A 16,628-nucleotide genomic window follows, 5' to 3' on the forward strand; every position below is an offset into this window, starting at 1 on the left:
GCCCCCCCGAGGATTAAGCGGTAGTGTCGAAGGCTGGGTCAGCCTTCGATTTCAATCAGGATTTCGCCAGGGTTGACCCGGTCGCCCTTGGCCACGTGAACGGCAGTTACCTTGCCGGCAATCGCTGCCTGCACTTCGGTTTCCATCTTCATGGCTTCGGTAATCAGCACGGCCTGGCCCGCTTTGACCACGTCGCCTTCCTTGACCAATACGTCGACGATGTTGCCCGGCATCGCCGTGCTGACATGGCCCGGCTCGGTCGCGTGCTTGCGCTTGCTGCCGCCACTGCTGACAAACTCATTGAGCGGTTCGAACACCACTTCTTCGGGCATGCCGTCGATGGACAGGTAGAAGTGCCGTTTGCCCTCGGCTTTCACGCCAACACCGGTGATATCCACGCGGTAGCTTTCGCCGTGCACGTCGATGACGAACTCGGTCGGCACGCCTTCACCACCGGCACGCGCCACGCCGCCGGCTTCAGGGATCGGCAACAGCACTTCAGGCGCCAGGGTGCCGGCGTCGCGCTCTTCGAGGAACTTGCGCCCGATATCCGGGAACATGGCGTAGGTCAGCACGTCTTCTTCGGACTTGGCCAATGCGCCGATTTCGCCGCGCAACTTGGTCATCTCCGGCTTGAGCAGGTCGGCTGGGCGGTGGTCGATCACCTCTTCGCTGCCAATGGCCTGGCGACGCAGCTTCTCGTTCACGGTGCCCGGCGCCTTGCCGTAGCCGCCTTGCAGGTAGAGCTTCACTTCGTTGGTGATGGTTTTGTAGCGCTCGCCGGCCAGCACGTTGAAGAACGCCTGGGTGCCGACGATCTGCGAGGTCGGCGTGACCAGCGGCGGGAAGCCAAGGTCTTCACGCACACGCGGGATTTCGGCCAGCACTTCGCTCATGCGGTTGAGTGCGCCCTGCTCTTTCAACTGGTTGGCCAGGTTGGAAATCATCCCGCCCGGCACCTGGTTGACTTGCACGCGGGTGTCGACGGCAGTGAATTCGCTTTCGAACTGGTGGTACTTCTTGCGCACGGCGTAGAAGTACAGGCCAATTTCCTGCAGCAGTTCCAGGCTGAGGCCAGTGTCGAATTCGCTGCCTTTAAGGGCGGCGACCATCGACTCGGTGCCCGGGTGGCTGGTGCCCCAAGCGAAGCTGGAAATGGCGGTGTCGATATGGTCGGCACCGTTTTCGATCGCCTTGAGTTGGCACATCGCAGCCAGGCCGGCGGTGTCATGCGAGTGGATAAAGATCGGCAGGCTTTGCTCGGCTTTCAATGCCTTGACCAGCTCGCCGGTGGCGTACGGGGTCAGCAGCCCGGCCATGTCCTTGATCGCTACCGAGTCGCAACCCATGGCTTCCATTTGCTTGGCTTGGGCCACAAAAGCGTCAATGGTGTGCACCGGGCTGGTGGTGTAGGCGATGGTGCCCTGGGCATGTTTGCCGGCAGCTTTGACCGCTTCGATGGCCACGCGCAGGTTACGCACGTCGTTCATGGCGTCGAAGATGCGGAACACGTCGATGCCATTCACAGCAGCCTTGGCGACGAAGGCTTTGACCACGTCGTCGCTGTAGTGGCGGTAGCCCAGCAGGTTCTGGCCACGCAGCAGCATTTGCAGGCGTGTGTTAGGCAACGCGGCGCGCAGTTTGCGCAGGCGCTCCCACGGGTCTTCTTTCAAAAAGCGCACGCAGGCGTCGAAGGTCGCGCCACCCCAGACTTCCAGGGACCAGTAGCCGACTTTATCGAGCTTGTCGCAGATCGGCAGCATGTCGTCGGTGCGCATGCGGGTCGCCAGCAACGATTGGTGTGCGTCGCGCAGGATGGTATCGGTTACGAATATTTTCTTGGACATTGTTGTATTCCTCACAGGCCTGCGTGGGCGGCGATGGCGGCGGCGATGGCCAGGGCCAGCTCTTCGGGTTTGCGCTTGATCGAGTAGTTGGTCAGCTCAGGGTGGCTTTCCACGAAACTGGTGTTGAACTGGCCGCTGCGGAATTCCGGGTTGCGCAGGATTTCCTGGTAGTAGGCGGCGGTGGTCTTCACGCCTTGCAGGCGCATGTCGTCCAGGGCACGCAGGCCGCGGTCCATGGCTTCTTCCCAAGTCAACGCCCACACCACCAGTTTCAGGCACATGGAGTCGTAGAACGGCGGGATGGTGTAGCCGGTGTAGATCGCCGTGTCGGTGCGCACGCCGGGACCGCCGGGCGCGTAGTAACGGGTGATCTTGCCGAAACTTGGCAGGAAGTTGTTCTTGGGGTCTTCGGCGTTGATGCGGAACTGCAACGCGAAACCACGGTGCTGAATGTCTTCCTGTTTCACCGACAGCGGCAGGCCCGAGGCGATGCGGATCTGTTCACGCACAATATCGATGCCGGTGATTTCTTCGGTGATGGTGTGTTCCACCTGCACGCGGGTGTTCATTTCCATGAAGTACACCTCGCCCTCGGCGAGCAGGAACTCCACGGTGCCGGCGTTCTCGTAACCCACGGCCTTGGCCGCGCGTACCGACAGGTCGCCGATATAAGCGCGCTGTTCAGGCGTCAGTTGCGGGCTTGGGGCGATTTCAATGAGCTTCTGGTTGCGACGCTGGATCGAGCAATCGCGCTCGAACAGATGCACCACGTTGCCAAAGCTGTCACCGAGAATCTGCGCCTCGATATGCTTGGGATTGACGATGCATTTTTCCAGGAACACTTCCGCCGAACCGAAGGCCTTGGTGGCCTCGGAGATCACGCGTGGGAAGGCTTGTTCAAGTTCTTCACGACTGTTGCAGCGACGGATGCCGCGACCGCCACCACCGGAGGTGGCCTTGAGCATCACCGGGTAACCAATGCGGTCGCCTTCGGTGAGGGCTTCGGCGATATCAGCCACGTTGCCTTCGGTGCCTGGCGTGACCGGCACACCGGCCTTGATCATGCTGCGGCGCGCTTCGGTCTTGTCGCCCATGCGGCGGATCACTTCGGCGGACGGGCCAATGAACTTGATCCCGCGTTCGGCGCAAATGTCTGCCAGCTCGGCGTTTTCCGACAGGAACCCGTAGCCTGGGTGCAAGGCGTCACAACCGGTTTCCACGGCCAGGTTCACCAGCTTACGCGGGTTCAGGTAACCGGCCAGCGGCTCGGCACCAATGCTGTGGGCTTCGTCGGCACGTTTAACGTGCAACGCGTGGCGGTCGGCGTCCGAGTAAACCGCGACCGAGCGAATGCCCATCTCGGCGCAGGCACGCACGATTCGTACGGCAATTTCACCACGGTTGGCGATCAGGATCTTTTTTATCACTTGGAAATTCCCTTGAGCCGATTGCTGCGTTCTACGACCCGTTGGATCCGGGTCGGCGCGTGACCAAATGTTTCATGACAGTCGCGAGACACACACTAGGCGCAACGGAGGATTAACAAAAATCAATAATTATTGGGTTGTGTATAAGTAAAGACTTATAGTTGGCCGAACGGCCTTGGGCGAGAGGATTTAAATAATGCGTAAGTCATTGATGCGTATGACATTGCGTCAATTACAGATCTTCAATGAAGTGTGTGATTTGCGCTCCTACAGCCGCGCGGCCGAGGAAATGTCTCTCACGCAACCCGCCGTCAGCCTGCAAATTCGCCAGCTTGAAGAGCTGATCGGCCAGCCGCTGTTCGATTACGTCGGCAAAAAGCTCTACATGACTGAAGCCGCCGAAGCCTTGCAGCGCGCCAGCCGGGATATTTTCGGGCGCCTGGAAAACCTCGATATGCAGCTGTCGGACATGCAGGGCTCGCTGCAAGGCCAACTGAAACTGGCGGTGGAATCCAGCGCCAAGTACTTCGTGCCGCACCTGTTCGCGGCCTTTAAACGCCAGCACCCGGAGGTGCAGTTGCACCTCACGGTGGTCAACCGCGCCCAGGTGATTCGCAGGCTGTCGGACAACCGCGACGACCTGGTGATCATGTCCATGGTGCCCCAGGACATGGGCCTGGAATTCCTGCCGTTCCTGAACAACCCGATTGTTGCCGTGGCGCCGCTCGATCACCCGTTAAGCCTGCAAGGGCCGCTGCGCCTTCAAGACCTGGAACCCTACACGCTGCTCATCCGCGAACCAGGTTCCGGCACGCGACTGGCCTGCGAGGAGTACTTCAAGGAAAAACGCGTGCACTTCACCCAAACAGTGGAAGTAGCCTCGGCCGAGGCGCAGCGCGAGTGCGTGAATGCAGGGTTGGGCGTGGCGTTGCTGACGCGCCACGCAGTCAACCTGGAGCTGGCCACCGGCGGGCTCAAGGAGCTGCCGGTAGAAGAACTGCCGCTGTACCGCAGTTGGTGCCTGGTGCAAGCCAAGGCCAAGCGCCTGTCACCGGTGGCCCATGCGTTCCTGGGCTTTATCCGCAGCGAACGCGTACAGATCAGCGCGCTGGCTGAGCGTTTCGCTGGGCAGCCGCGGGTGCCTGCCAGTGGAGTTCCGGGTAGTCACTGATGCTCTGGAGCAGCTGGCGCTCCTCGCAGCGGTCTTCGATTGCGCGACGGAACGCCATGCGGCGCTGGTCTTCTTGCTGACGACGGGTTTTGACGGTGCTGCTGTCTTCGTAGTGCCGGGCCATTTCGAGTCTCCCAATGCGAGTACGGGGAGTACAGAATGGGCGCAAGGGATGACGGTTTGGCGGCGCGTGGGTTACAGGACGATGAATCTTCTGAAATAAGCGCAAAACCAAGGTGGGAGCTGGCTTGCCTGCGATAGCGGTGGGTCAGCCGACATATCCGGCGACTGATACACAGCCATCGCAGGCAAGCCAGCTCCCACATTTGACCGAGGACGACCTCGAATCAGTCGTCGAGGGCTTTGACGGACTTGGGTGACAACCGCAGGCTGCGCAAGCTGCGCTTCACGCTCTTGAGGTGGTTGACCAGGCTCGGCCCGCGCGCCATGGCCACGCCCATCGCCAACACGTCGATCACCACCAGATGCGCAATACGCGAGGTCAGCGGCGTGTAGATTTCAGTGTCTTCGTGCACGTCGATCGCCAGGTTGACCGTCGACAGCTCCGCCAACGGCGTCTGGCTCGGGCACAGGGTGATCAACGAAGCGCCGCTTTCACGCACCAGGTTGGCGGTGATCAGCAGGTCTTTGGAGCGCCCGGACTGGGAAATGCAGATGGCCACGTCGGTCGGCTTCAAGGTCACCGCCGACATTGCCTGCATGTGCGGGTCGCTGTAGGCCGCGGCAGTGAGCAGCAGGCGGAAGAATTTGTGCTGGGCATCAGCGGCGACGGCTCCCGAAGCACCAAACCCATAAAACTCCACGCGCTGGGCTTGGGACATGGCGGTCACGGCCTTTTGCAGCTCAACCGGATCGAGCTTCTCACGCACTTCCATCAGCGTGTGCAAGGTGGTGTCGAAGATTTTCAGGCTGTAGTCGGCGACGGAGTCGTCTTCATGAATCGCAAACTGCCCGAAGCTCGCACCGGCCGCCAGGCTTTGCGCCAGCTTGAGTTTCAAATCCTGGAACCCGGAACAACCGATGGCACGGCAAAAGCGCACGATGGTCGGCTCACTGATGCCCACGCTGTGGGCCAGGTCGGCCATGGAACTGTGCATCACGGCCGCAGGGTCAAGCAGCACGTGATCGGCAACCTTGAGTTCCGATTTGCGTAACAGGTGGCGCGACTGGGCGATATGTTGCAACAGGTTCAAAGGGCAGGACTCTTGTTATTGGCAGACGCCAGGGATGTAGCAAGCTTGTAGTTATACTACAAGAATTACCGTTTTGCCCGCCCGATGCATCACTAAATCGCCCTGATGCCCTTTGAATCAGCGGGCAGCCGCCTTGTAGCCACAGGGGCGGCGTAGCGGTCTTTAAGGAAAGTCTGCATTTTTTCGTAATAAATCTGCCAACCCTTCAGCAGCCATCGGCCGACTGATCAAGTAACCCTGCACTTCATCGCAGCGTTCGCCGCGCAGGAAATCCAGCTGCTGCTGGTCTTCCACACCTTCGGCCACCACCTTGAGCGCCAGCCCGTGGGCCATGGCGATGATTGCGCGAGTGATGGCCGCATCTTCCCGGCCCTGACCAAGCCCCCGGATAAAAGTCTGGTCGATCTTCACGTAATCCACGGGGATGCGCTTGAGGTAGCTGAGGGACGAATACCCGGTGCCGAAGTCATCGATGGCCAACTTCACGCCCAAATCGCGCAATTGCTGGAAGGTGGCAATGATGTGCTCAACGCTGTCGAGCAGTTGGCTCTCGGTCAGCTCCAGCTCCAGGTATTGCGGGTCCAGGCCGGTTTCTTCCAGCACCTGGCGCACCAGGCTGACCAACTTGCCCTGGCGCAGTTGATGCACCGAAAGGTTCACCGACACGCGAATCGGCGCCAGCCCCTGGCGCTGCCATTCGCACGCCTGCCAGCACGCCTGGCGCAGCACGAATTCGCCCAGCGGCACGATCAAGCCGGTTTCTTCGGCCAGACCAATAAAGTCCCCCGGCGGCACCATGCCCCACTGCGGGTGCTCCCAGCGCACCAGCGCCTCAGCGGCGTTCAGCTTGCCCGTGGCCAGGCACAGTTTCGGTTGGTAGAACACCGTGAGCTGGCGCTCGTCGATGGCCTTGCGCAGGTGGTTTTCCAGCTGCAAACGCTCCAGCGTGCTGGCTTGCAGGCTGTCGGTGTAGAACTGGAAATTATTGCCGCCCAAATGCTTGGCGTGCTGCATGGCCATGTTGGATTGGCTGACCAGCGCAGAAATTTCCCGCGCATTATCCGGCAGCAAGCTGACGCCCATGGAGGCACTGACCACCAGCTCATGCCCCTCCACCGTCACCGGCACCCGCAATTTGGCGAGCAGCCGCGTGGCCACCCGTGCCAGGCTCGACAGGCTGCCGTAGGCATCGAACAGCACGGCAAACTCATCACCGGACAGGCGTGCGATGGTGTCAGCTTCGGGCAAGGCATTGATCAGACGGCGGGCCATTTTCTGCAACAGTTGGTCGGCAACTTCATGGCCGAGGCTGTCGTTGAGCAGCTTGAAGCGGTCCAGGTTGATATGCAGCAGCGCCAGGCTGCGCCCGCCCTGACGCACCCGCGCATGGGCCTCACGCAGGCGTTCGCGAAACAGCGAACGGTTGGCCAGGCCCGTCAGCTCGTCATAGTGAGTGAGGTAGCGCATGCGCTCCTCGGATTCACGCCGCGCGGACAAATCGGCGAAGAAGCCCACAATATGGCTGACTTTTCCCCGAGCATCGCGCACCACATTCAATTGCAGCCACTGCGGGTACAGCTCGCCGTTCTTGCGCGTTTCCACCAACTCGCCCTGCCAGGTGCCATGGCTGAGCAGTGCCTGGCGGATCACCGGGAAGTGACGGCGGGCGTCACGGCTGCTGGGCAGTTCGACGACATTGCGGCCGATCATGTCGTCGATTTCAAAGCCGGTGACGCGACTGAAGGCCTGGTTGACGGCGATCAGCACGTACTCAGGGTCAAGAATCACGATGCCTTCGCTGGCCGCTTCGAACACCGTCGAGGCCAGGCGTTGCTGTTCCTCCAGTGCCTTGTCGGCGCTGATGTCGCGGCGCGTGCCAAGCATGCGCGTGACGCGGCCGCCGGGCGTGCGCTCCACGGCGCGGCCACGGTCTTCGATCCACACCCAATGGCCGTCGCCATGGCGCACGCGGTATTCCACCTGGTAATCGTCGCTGCGCCCCTTGAGGTGCTCTACCAGCGCGCGCTTGAGCAGCGGCAGGTCTTCGGGGTGCAGGCGCGGCTTGAGGTGGCTGAGCATCGCCGTGACGTACTCCGGCTCCAGGCCAAACAACTCTTTGAGCTGGGTGTGATGCACCTCGTCGGTTTGCAGGTTCCAGTCCCACAGGCCCAACTCACTGGCTTGCAGGGCCATGGCCAGGCGCGCTTCACTTTTATTCAGGGCCAGGCTGGCGGCGTCCAGTTCCTGGCTGCGTTGCGTCACGCGGTCTTGCAGGCCGATCTGCGCGTCGCGTAATTCCTGTTCGGCCTGGCGACGTTGGCCGACTTCGCGCACCAGTTCCTGATTCAACTGCTCGCTGCGTTGCTGCGCTTGCTGAAGATGCTCGATCAGCGCCTGGTTCTGGAAGCGCCGCAACAAACCGCGCTGGATCAGGCGGTTGACCTGCCACGCCACCATGCTCAGGGACGCCAGCAAGATCAGGCCGAGCACGCCCCAGCCTTGCTGCTGCGAGGCGCCGTTCCAAAACAGATAGACGATGGGCGGCACCAGGCACGGCACCGCAAAGGACAGGAACGCCGGCAAGCTCACGGCATAGGCCACGCTGGCTGACAACGTCGCGGCGCCAATCAGGCCGAATACCCAGGCCTGCTGCATAAAGCTATTGGCCGGCACCAGGGCAATGGCGGCGGTGGCCAGGGTCAGCCCGCTGACCGCCGAGCCGAGCATGAACATGCGCCGCCAGATCGGCTGGGCCTGGCGACTGGGCATCGCCGAATCAAAGGCCGCCACCTGGATGACGCGCAGGGCTACCAGGGCGAGCAGCCAGACCAGCCAGATGCTGTCCAACAGGTATTGCTTGGGGTTCCACAGCAACCAGGCGCAGACCAGGCCGTTGACCAGCATCAGTAACGTCGGCAGCAATGAGCCTTGATACAACAGGCGAGTGCGTTCGACCGCTATCTCGGTTGCGTAATGTTTACGAATGACCTGCGCGGGCGCCACCGAGGGGCCAAACAGGTCGGGACTGAGGGTCATAGGCAGTGTTCTTATAATGGTGAGCCCGAAACGTGGACGGAGCATACACAAGCAAGCGCTTGGGCCAAACTGCTCCAAGTCATAAAAACCACACGGTTTTTACACACAACCTTCGTGGCCAAAGCGCTTGAGCTAGACCCTGCGCGGGCTGTGGGCCATGACTTACCGGTCATCACCGTCAGCAGAATGTTTGCGCGGCCAGGATCGCCCGGAAAGTTTTGCATCGACCACCCGGCATTGGGATTTGCCCGACTCCCCGCAGCACCCTAGAATGCGCCGATGCGCGATGATCTCTCCCTTTTGCTGAACTCCCTCAACGATGCCCAACGCCAGGCTGTTGCAGCCCCCGTTGGCCGTCAGTTGGTCCTGGCCGGTGCTGGCTCCGGTAAAACCCGAGTGCTGGTGCACCGTATCGCCTGGTTGATCCAGGTCGAAAACGCGTCCCCGCATTCCATCCTGTCGGTGACCTTCACCAACAAGGCCGCTGCCGAGATGCGCCACCGCATCGAGCAGTTGATGGGCATCAGCCCGGCCGGCATGTGGGTGGGCACGTTCCACGGCTTGGCGCACCGCCTGTTGCGGGCGCACTGGCAGGAAGCCGGGTTGAGCCAGACCTTCCAGATTCTCGACAGCGACGACCAGCAACGCCTGGTCAAGCGGGTGATCCGCGAGCTGGGCCTGGACGAGCAACGCTGGCCCGCGCGCCAGGCGCAATGGTTTATCAACGGTCAGAAAGACGAAGGCCTGCGCCCGCAACATATCCAGGCCAGCGGCGATTTGTTCCTGGCCACCATGCGCAGCATTTATGAAGCCTACGAGGCCGCCTGCGTGCGCGCCGGTGTGATCGACTTCTCAGAGCTGCTGCTGCGCGCCCTCGACCTGTGGCGCGACAACCCAGGCTTGCTGGCCCATTACCAGAAACGCTTCCGACACATTCTGGTGGACGAGTTCCAGGACACCAACGCCGTGCAGTACGCCTGGTTGCGCCTGCTGGCCAAGGGCGGCGACAGCCTGATGGTGGTGGGCGACGACGACCAGTCGATCTACGGCTGGCGCGGCGCAAAAATCGAGAACATCTACCAGTATTCCGACGACTTCCCGGACGCGATCACCATCCGCCTGGAACAGAATTACCGCTCCACCGCCGGCATCCTCAAGGCCGCCAACGCCTTGATCGCCAACAACACCGGGCGCATGGGCAAAGAGTTGTGGACCGACGGCGGCGAAGGCGAAGCGATCAACCTGTACGCCGCGTTCAATGAACACGACGAAGCGCGCTACGTGGTGGAAACCATCGAAAGCGCGCTGAAAACCGGCCTGGCGCGCAGCGATATCGCGATTTTGTACCGTTCCAACGCCCAATCGCGGGTGCTGGAAGAAGCCTTGCTGCGCGAGCGCATTCCGTACCGCATCTATGGTGGCCAGCGTTTCTTTGAACGGGCCGAAATCAAGAACGCCATGGCCTACCTGCGCTTGCTGGAAGGCCGTGGCAACGATGCGGCGCTGGAGCGGGTGATCAACATCCCGGCGCGTGGCATCGGTGAGAAAACCGTTGAAGCGATTCGCGACCACGCCCGCCACGCCGATGTGTCGATGTGGGAATCCATGCGCTTGCTGATCGCCAACAAGGGCCTGACCGGCCGCGCCGCCGGGGCATTGGGCGTGTTTGTCGAGCTGATCGAGAACCTGGCGGCCAAATGCGCGGAAATGCCGCTGCACTTGATGACCCAGACCGTGATCGAGCAGTCCGGCCTGATCGCCTATCACGAAGCGGAAAAAGGCGAAAAAGGCCAGGCCCGGGTAGAAAACCTTGAGGAACTGGTCAGCGCGGCCCGCGCATTCGAAAACACCGAGGAAGACGAAGAGCTGACGCCGCTCGCCGCCTTCCTCGGCCATGCGTCGCTGGAAGCCGGTGATACCCAGGCCGATGAGCATGAAGACAGCATCCAGCTGATGACCTTGCACAGCGCCAAGGGCCTGGAATTTCCGTATGTGTTCCTGGTAGGCATGGAAGAAGGCCTGTTCCCACACAAGATGAGCCTGGAAGAGCCCGGCCGCCTTGAGGAAGAACGCCGCCTGGCCTACGTGGGCATCACCCGCGCCATGCAGAACCTGGTGATGACCTACGCCGAGACCCGACGCCTGTACGGCAGCGAGACCTACAACAAGGTGTCGCGCTTCGTACGTGAAGTGCCGAAAGGCCTGATCCAGGAAGTGCGCTTGTCCAACAGCGTCAGCCGACCGTTCGGCGGCGGCCAGCAGCAGAACTCCAGCAGCATGTTCGCCGGTTCCGAGATTCCGGAAACACCCTTCAGCCTTGGCCAGCAGGTCAAGCATGCTATCTTCGGTGAGGGTGTGATCCTTAACTTCGAAGGTGCCGGCGCCCAGGCGCGGGTACAGGTGAACTTCGCCGAAGGCAGCAAGTGGCTGATGATGGGCTATGCAAAGCTCGAAGCCGTCTGACAATCGCTTGTGGCGAGGGAGCTTGCTCCCGCTGGAGCGCGAAGCGCTCCCATTTTGCGCCGTGCCAATCTATCAGGCTGCGTTTGCCAGTCAGGGGCTGCTTCGCAGCCCAGCGGGAGCAAGCTCCCTCGCCACATAAGCCAATATGATGAAACTTCGCGTTACATGAAGGTTGATGGCCCGCCCTTGTTTTTACCAAGCGCGGGCCAATATCTGAGATAAGTCCTACGGGCCATTCTGAATCGGTCTTACGCAAAAGCCCGAAACATTATGTCGCTAGCCACTGTCACGACACCTGTGCAACATGGCGCGCGTGCAATCCACAAATGGGAATTCCCTTTATGAAACGTTTTCTTAGCATCGCCATGGCGTTGTGCATCGGCCTGACGATGAGCCTCGACGCCAACGCCAAGCGCTTCGGTGGCGGCAAAAGCATGGGCTCGGCTCCGACTCACCAGACCAGCCAAATGGCTCCTTCCGCCGGTGGCATGGGCGGCGCAGCTGCGACCGCTGGTGCAGCCGGTGCCGCTGGCGCTGCTGCCAAGGCCGGCGGTGCTTCGCGCTGGTTAGGCCCTCTGGCCGGTATCGCCGCCGGTGGCCTGCTCGCTTCCATGTTCATGGGCGGCGGCTTCCAGGGCATGCAGATCTTCGACATCCTGATCCTGGCGGTCATCGCGTTTGTGATCTTCCGCTTTATCGCCGCCCGTCGACGCAAGCAGCAGGAGCACCTGGCGCCAGCCGGCGCGCCGATGCAGCGTGAAGTGTTCGAGCAAAAACCAGCCATGGGTTCGATCTTCGGTGGTTCGGCAGCACCTGCCGCCGCCCGCCCGGTGATCAATGCACCGGCCTGGTTCAACGAAGAACGTTTCGTCGAAGCGGCCCGCAGCCACTTCCAGTCCCTGCAGCAGCACTGGGACGCCAACGAAATGGACAAGATCGCCGAGTTCGTGACCCCGCAACTGCTGGAGTTCCTCAAGCGCGAACGCGCCGAAATCGGTGATGCGTTCCAGTCGACTTACATCGACGACCTGCGCGTACAGCTGGACGGTGTGGATGATCGCGCCGACAAGACCATCGCCACCCTGACCTTCAGCGGTGTGTCGAAGACCTCGCGTTTCGACCAGGGTGAAGTGTTCAGCGAAAGCTGGAACATGGAACGCCCGCAAGGCGAGAACCAGCCTTGGCTGGTCGCAGGTATCCGCCAGAACGGCTGATAACCCTACGCTTGAGCACTTGGTAATAAAAACCCCGGACATGTTCCGGGGTTTTCTATTTCGCGGTTGCACTTATAGCGAGCTACTGTATAAAACGCCCTATTAACCGCGCCAACTAGCAAAAGGATCCCGGCCGTGGAAGAAATCATCGAACAATTGCGTGAAGCCAACGAACCGGTCCCGGTTCCTCTGGAGCTGCCTGACGAAGACCAGATTGTGGAAATCGAAGAACAACTGTTCATCGACATCCCGTTTGTATTCCGTGAATTCCTGCTGACCGTCAGCGACGTGGTGTACGGCAGCCTGGAACCGGTGACCGTCACCGACCCGCAGTCCCACACCTACCTGCCGGACGTTGCCGCCAACGCCTGGGACGCCGGTGTTGACCGCAGCATGATCCCGATCTGCCAGGACGGCGATGACTACTACTGCGTCGAAGAGGACGGCACCGTGGTGCTGTGGTCCGGCGAAGAAGAACTGGTCACCGAAGAAACCTGGGAATCGGTTTGGCACTGGGCGCGGGACGTCTGGCTGGAAAGCTGACGCTTTTTGTGGCGAGGGAGCTTGCTCCCGCTGGGCTGCGAAGCAGCCCCAACCAGGGCAACGCGTTTTTCCAGGTGTGGCGAGGTGACTGTTTTAGGGCTGCTGCGCACCCCAGCGGGAGCAAGCTCCCTCGCCACAATGACATCAGTGCTCTGGCGTATCTTTGTGGTTATCCAGGGTCTCCAGCAAGGCGACCTGCATCCGCGTATGCACGCGGATGAACCACCGCCAGAGCACCGCCGCCACCGTCGCCGTGACCACGGCAATCAGCACCAGCAACTTGTTGGTCGGCAAAATACTCGCCGACAAGGCTGCCAATAGCAGGAAGATCACCAACAGCGACAGGATCGGGATCACCTCCGCGATCACCCGTCGCACACGCTGGGTATGCCGCCCGGCCATCTCCGGTTTCACACTCATCTCCGCCAGCAACATCGACAGCGCCTTGAGCTTGCGGTACGCCGCAATCAGAAACGGCAGCGACAGCAGCAACGCCCCACCCCAGATCAATGCCTTCTGCCAGCTCGGATCACTGATCCAGCCTTCCAGGTACCCGCCAATGCTCGCCGCGAAGAAGCTGCCGGCAAAGAAGATCGCGATCACCAGTGCCAGGTTCACGCCCACTTGCAGGATGATCTTGCGAATCATCGACGCCAGCATCGCGCCCTCACCTTGAGGCTGAATACTGCGCAACCATTCGCCATACAGGCCGAACACCCGGCTCATGCGCTTGGGCATTACCGCGGCAATCTTTAACGACAATGGGTCAGCGCCGCGAATCAGGTACGGCGTGAGCAGCGTGGTGATCGCCGAAACCGCCACCGCCACTGGATAGAGGAAGTCACTGGTCACCTGCAAGGTCATCCCCAGCGCGGCGATGATGAAGGAAAACTCGCCAATCTGTGACAGCCCCATACCTACACGCAGTGAGGTACGGCCATCATTGCCGGCAATAAACGCCCCCAGGCCGCAGGACAGCATCTTGCCCATCACTACTGCCACGGTAATCACCGCGATGGGCCAGGCGTACTGCAGCAGGATCTGCGGGTCGATCATCAAGCCGATGGCGACAAAGAAGATCGCGCTGAACATGTCGCGAACCGGTTCGATCAGGCGTTCAATTTTAATCAACTGGCGAGATTCGGCCATGATCGCGCCGATCAGGAACGCGCCCAGCACCATGCTGTATTCGAGTTTGACCACCAGCAGGCAAAAGCCGAAACACAGGCCCAACACGGTGATCAGCAGCATCTCGTTACTTTCAAACTTGGCCACATAGGCCAACAGGCGCGGCACCAGCAAAATGCCGATGACCAACGCCACGATCATGAACAGCGACAGCTTGCCAACCGTAGAGAACACCTCACCGGAACTCACCGTGCCGCTGACGGCGATGCTCGACAGCAAGGCGATGATGCCGATGCCCAGGATGTCCTCGACGATCAGCACGCCAAAAATCAGTTGGGCAAAACGCTGGTTCTTCATCTTCAGGTCATTGAGCGCCTTGACGATGATGGTGGTCGAGGAAATCGCCAGGATCGCGCCGAGGAACAGCGAGTCCATGGTGTTCCAGTCGAACCAGCGGCCGATCTCGTAGCCGATCCAGATCATCAGGATGATTTCCAGGAAGGCCGCGATAAACGCCGTGGCGCCGACCTTGAACAACTTGCGCAGGCTGAACTCCAGGCCCAGGCAGAACATCAGGAAGATCACCCCCAGCTCAGCCAGGGTCTTGATGGTGTCTTCGTCGTGGATCAGGCCGAACGGTGGCGTGTGAGGGCCAATGATGAACCCCGCGACGATATACCCCAGCACCACCGGCTGCTTGAGGCGGTGGAACAGGATGGTGACAACCCCTGCCACCAGCATGATCACGGCCAAGTCCTGGATAAAGCTGATGGCGTGCATGGCGAGGGGCTCCTTGAGGGGTACTGGCGCTTTTCCCACTTCCACACGCGCCCTTGAACAGTCGCTAAGCGCGGAAGGAAAAGTCTGCCTTGATCGTAAGAAATGCCCTGGGATGGGCTTTTGAAGGTTAACACCACGACTTCCGGCAGAAAGCCGGTGCAATATATGGAAACAGATCGGCGTTCGCGTGACGGCAAGCCGCCCACTGGCGTCCCGTTAGGGAGAGCGCTGTAAAGATTCCAGCACCCGTAGAGGTGTCCCCCAACCAATGCCTACAACCCGTGAGTGTGCTATGGAACCCGGAAACGCCCAGCTGTCGATGACGGTATTGATGACCCCTGACATGGCCAACTTCTCAGGCAATGTGCACGGCGGCACCCTGCTCAAATACCTCGACGAAGTGGCCTACGCCTGCGCGAGCCGTTACGCGGGCCGTTATGTGGTCACGCTGTCGGTCGACCAGGTGATTTTTCGCGAGCCGATCCATGTCGGCGAGCTGGTGACCTTCCTGGCCTCGGTCAACTACACCGGCAACACATCGATGGAAGTGGGCATCAAGGTGGTGACCGAAAACATCCGCGAGCGCTCGGTGCGCCATACCAACAGCTGCTTCTTCACCATGGTGGCCGTGGACGACCAGCGCAAACCCGCCGCCGTACCGCCGCTGCAGCCACAGAACAGCGAAGACAAGCGCCGCTTTGTGCAGGCGCAACAGCGTCGGCAGATTCGTCAGGAGCTGGAGAAGCGTTATCGGGAAATCAAGGCAGACGGGCCGTAAATTTCGAGCTGTAAACCCAATCGAATGTGGGAGCTGGCTTGCCTGCGATGAGGGCCTGACAGTCGACATCTTTGTCGCCTGACACACCGCTATCGCAGGCAAGCCAGCTCCCACATTGGGTTTTGTGTGCTTACAGGCCGATGGGTGTTGCCTCAAAGCGTACGCGAGGATGCGCGATACGATCCTGAGCCCGTACCAGCTCCAGCTCGTAACTGGCGCAGGCCTGGGTTTCCAGCAGCACTTCATGCACCGCTGCGGCGGTGAATTCGAAGGCCGCCAACAGGCTGTCACCCAACAGCACACGCGCCAGGAATAACCCCGACGTCAGGTCGCCCACGCCCACCGGCTGACGCGGGAACGCCAGCAACGGCCGGCGTAAGTGCCAGCTGCCGTCTGCTGTGACCAGCAGCATCTCGAAACCCTCCGGCAGCTTGCCCGGATAATCCAAGTGTTTGACCAATACCGCCTTCGGCCCACGGGCCAGCAGCGCCTTGGCCATCGCCAGGCAATCGAACAGCGATTGCGGCTTGCGCCCGGCGAAGCTGTCCAGCTCCAGTTGGTTGGGGCACAGGAAATCCGCCATGGCCGCCGCCTCGTCCAGCAGGAAATCGCTGACTTCCTGGGGCACGATGCAGCCTTTTTCCGGATGGCCCATGACTGGGTCGCACAGGTACAGGGCCTTGGGGTTGATGGCCTTGATACGGGCCACGCCGGTAAGAATCGCTCGGCCCTGGTCGGCACTGCCCAAGTAGCCGGACAGTACCGCATCGCAGTTGCCCAACTCGCCAATCGCGGCAATGCCTTCTACCAACGCCGGAATTTGCTGCGGCGCCAGCACTTCGCCCGCCCACTGGCCATACTGAGTGTGATTGGAGAACTGCACCGTGTTCAGCGGCCAGACGTTCACCCCGACCCGCTGCATGGGGAACACGGCGGCGCTGTTTCCGGCGTGGCCAAAGACCACATGAGACTGGATCGCAAGCAGATGAGGTGTGCGTTTCATGCGGGAGATTTCCGTAAAGCCGTT

12 protein-coding genes are annotated in these 16,628 nt (G+C 60.8%); 5 read left to right on the forward strand and 7 right to left on the reverse strand.

Going from position 1 to position 16,628, the window contains the following annotated elements; all coding sequences use genetic code 11:
- Nucleotides 1-38: 38 nt before the first annotated feature.
- Together oadA and HBO41_RS22825 are read right to left on the reverse strand one after the other, a co-directional pair.
- Nucleotides 39-1,847: a sodium-extruding oxaloacetate decarboxylase subunit alpha gene (gene oadA, locus HBO41_RS22820; RefSeq protein WP_017135777.1), complete on the reverse strand. Its 1,809-nt coding sequence runs from the start codon at nucleotides 1,845-1,847 to the stop codon at nucleotides 39-41.
- An 11-nt stretch (nucleotides 1,848-1,858) separates the two neighbouring features.
- Complete coding sequence (locus HBO41_RS22825; protein ID WP_003213442.1) at nucleotides 1,859-3,274, reverse strand: acetyl-CoA carboxylase biotin carboxylase subunit; 1,416 nt, start codon at nucleotides 3,272-3,274, stop codon at nucleotides 1,859-1,861.
- Between the two features lie 196 nt (nucleotides 3,275-3,470).
- Between HBO41_RS22825 and HBO41_RS22830 the strand changes: the two genes are divergently transcribed.
- On the forward strand, nucleotides 3,471-4,445 hold the full coding sequence (locus HBO41_RS22830; RefSeq protein ID WP_017135776.1) for a LysR family transcriptional regulator: 975 nt from the start codon (nucleotides 3,471-3,473) through the stop codon (nucleotides 4,443-4,445).
- Here HBO41_RS22830 and HBO41_RS29570 read toward each other — a convergent pair.
- The 3 genes from HBO41_RS29570 to HBO41_RS22840 all read right to left on the reverse strand — a co-directional run bounded on the left by HBO41_RS29570 (nucleotide 4,375) and on the right by HBO41_RS22840 (nucleotide 8,695).
- Nucleotides 4,375-4,569, reverse strand: a complete 195-nt coding sequence (locus HBO41_RS29570; protein WP_017135775.1) for a PA3496 family putative envelope integrity protein — start codon at nucleotides 4,567-4,569, stop codon at nucleotides 4,375-4,377. The genes HBO41_RS22830 and HBO41_RS29570 overlap by 71 nt on opposite strands.
- Nucleotides 4,570-4,792: 223 nt before the next feature.
- On the reverse strand, nucleotides 4,793-5,659 hold the full coding sequence (gene hexR, locus HBO41_RS22835) for a transcriptional regulator HexR (RefSeq protein ID WP_003177007.1): 867 nt from the start codon (nucleotides 5,657-5,659) through the stop codon (nucleotides 4,793-4,795).
- A 162-nt stretch (nucleotides 5,660-5,821) separates the two neighbouring features.
- Nucleotides 5,822-8,695 carry a GGDEF domain-containing phosphodiesterase gene (locus HBO41_RS22840; protein ID WP_169987857.1) on the reverse strand — a complete coding sequence of 958 codons (2,874 nt, stop codon included), beginning with the start codon at nucleotides 8,693-8,695 and terminating at the stop codon, nucleotides 5,822-5,824.
- A 279-nt stretch (nucleotides 8,696-8,974) separates the two neighbouring features.
- Here HBO41_RS22840 and uvrD point away from each other — a divergent pair, with 279 nt between their 5' ends.
- The 3 genes from uvrD (at nucleotide 8,975) to HBO41_RS22855 (ending at nucleotide 12,915) form a co-directional block, all read left to right on the forward strand.
- On the forward strand, nucleotides 8,975-11,158 hold the full coding sequence (gene uvrD / locus HBO41_RS22845; protein WP_017135773.1) for a DNA helicase II: 2,184 nt from the start codon (nucleotides 8,975-8,977) through the stop codon (nucleotides 11,156-11,158).
- A gap of 341 nt (nucleotides 11,159-11,499) precedes the next feature.
- A complete protein-coding gene (locus HBO41_RS22850) occupies nucleotides 11,500-12,372 on the forward strand; it encodes a Tim44 domain-containing protein (RefSeq protein ID WP_056860905.1) in 873 nt (290 codons plus the stop codon).
- A gap of 135 nt (nucleotides 12,373-12,507) precedes the next feature.
- A complete protein-coding gene (locus HBO41_RS22855) occupies nucleotides 12,508-12,915 on the forward strand; it encodes an SMI1/KNR4 family protein (RefSeq protein WP_017135771.1) in 408 nt (135 codons plus the stop codon).
- A 144-nt stretch (nucleotides 12,916-13,059) separates the two neighbouring features.
- Here the strand turns inward: HBO41_RS22855 and HBO41_RS22860 are convergent, their stop codons facing one another.
- Nucleotides 13,060-14,823 carry a cation:proton antiporter gene (locus HBO41_RS22860; RefSeq protein ID WP_169987859.1) on the reverse strand — a complete coding sequence of 588 codons (1,764 nt, stop codon included), beginning with the start codon at nucleotides 14,821-14,823 and terminating at the stop codon, nucleotides 13,060-13,062.
- Nucleotides 14,824-15,115: 292 nt separating this feature from the next.
- On the opposite strand from HBO41_RS22860, the gene HBO41_RS22865 reads away from it, so the two are divergent.
- A complete protein-coding gene (locus HBO41_RS22865) occupies nucleotides 15,116-15,601 on the forward strand; it encodes an acyl-CoA thioesterase (protein ID WP_017135769.1) in 486 nt (161 codons plus the stop codon).
- 130 nt (nucleotides 15,602-15,731) lie between these two features.
- Here HBO41_RS22865 and pdxY read toward each other — a convergent pair whose 3' ends face one another.
- Entirely contained in the window at nucleotides 15,732-16,604 is an 873-nt protein-coding gene (gene pdxY, locus HBO41_RS22870; RefSeq protein ID WP_017135768.1) for a pyridoxal kinase PdxY, read from the reverse strand.
- Nucleotides 16,605-16,628: the final 24 nt, after the last annotated feature.

The organism is Pseudomonas sp. WS 5146 (assembly GCF_012985495.1).
GTDB lineage: Bacteria > Pseudomonadota > Gammaproteobacteria > Pseudomonadales > Pseudomonadaceae > Aquipseudomonas > Aquipseudomonas edaphica.

Coding starts and splice junctions, on each gene's coding strand:
- HBO41_RS22830 (WP_017135776.1), top strand. CDS start 3,471: ATGCGTAAGTCATTGATGCGTATGACATTGCGTCAATTACAGATCTTC.
- HBO41_RS22840 (WP_169987857.1), bottom strand. CDS start 8,695: ATGACCCTCAGTCCCGACCTGTTTGGCCCCTCGGTGGCGCCCGCGCAG.
- uvrD (WP_017135773.1), top strand. CDS start 8,975: ATGCGCGATGATCTCTCCCTTTTGCTGAACTCCCTCAACGATGCCCAA.
- HBO41_RS22860 (WP_169987859.1), bottom strand. CDS start 14,823: ATGCACGCCATCAGCTTTATCCAGGACTTGGCCGTGATCATGCTGGTG.
- oadA (WP_017135777.1), bottom strand. CDS start 1,847: ATGTCCAAGAAAATATTCGTAACCGATACCATCCTGCGCGACGCACAC.
- HBO41_RS29570 (WP_017135775.1), bottom strand. CDS start 4,569: ATGGCCCGGCACTACGAAGACAGCAGCACCGTCAAAACCCGTCGTCAG.
- HBO41_RS22850 (WP_056860905.1), top strand. CDS start 11,500: ATGAAACGTTTTCTTAGCATCGCCATGGCGTTGTGCATCGGCCTGACG.
- HBO41_RS22865 (WP_017135769.1), top strand. CDS start 15,116: ATGGAACCCGGAAACGCCCAGCTGTCGATGACGGTATTGATGACCCCT.
- pdxY (WP_017135768.1), bottom strand. CDS start 16,604: ATGAAACGCACACCTCATCTGCTTGCGATCCAGTCTCATGTGGTCTTT.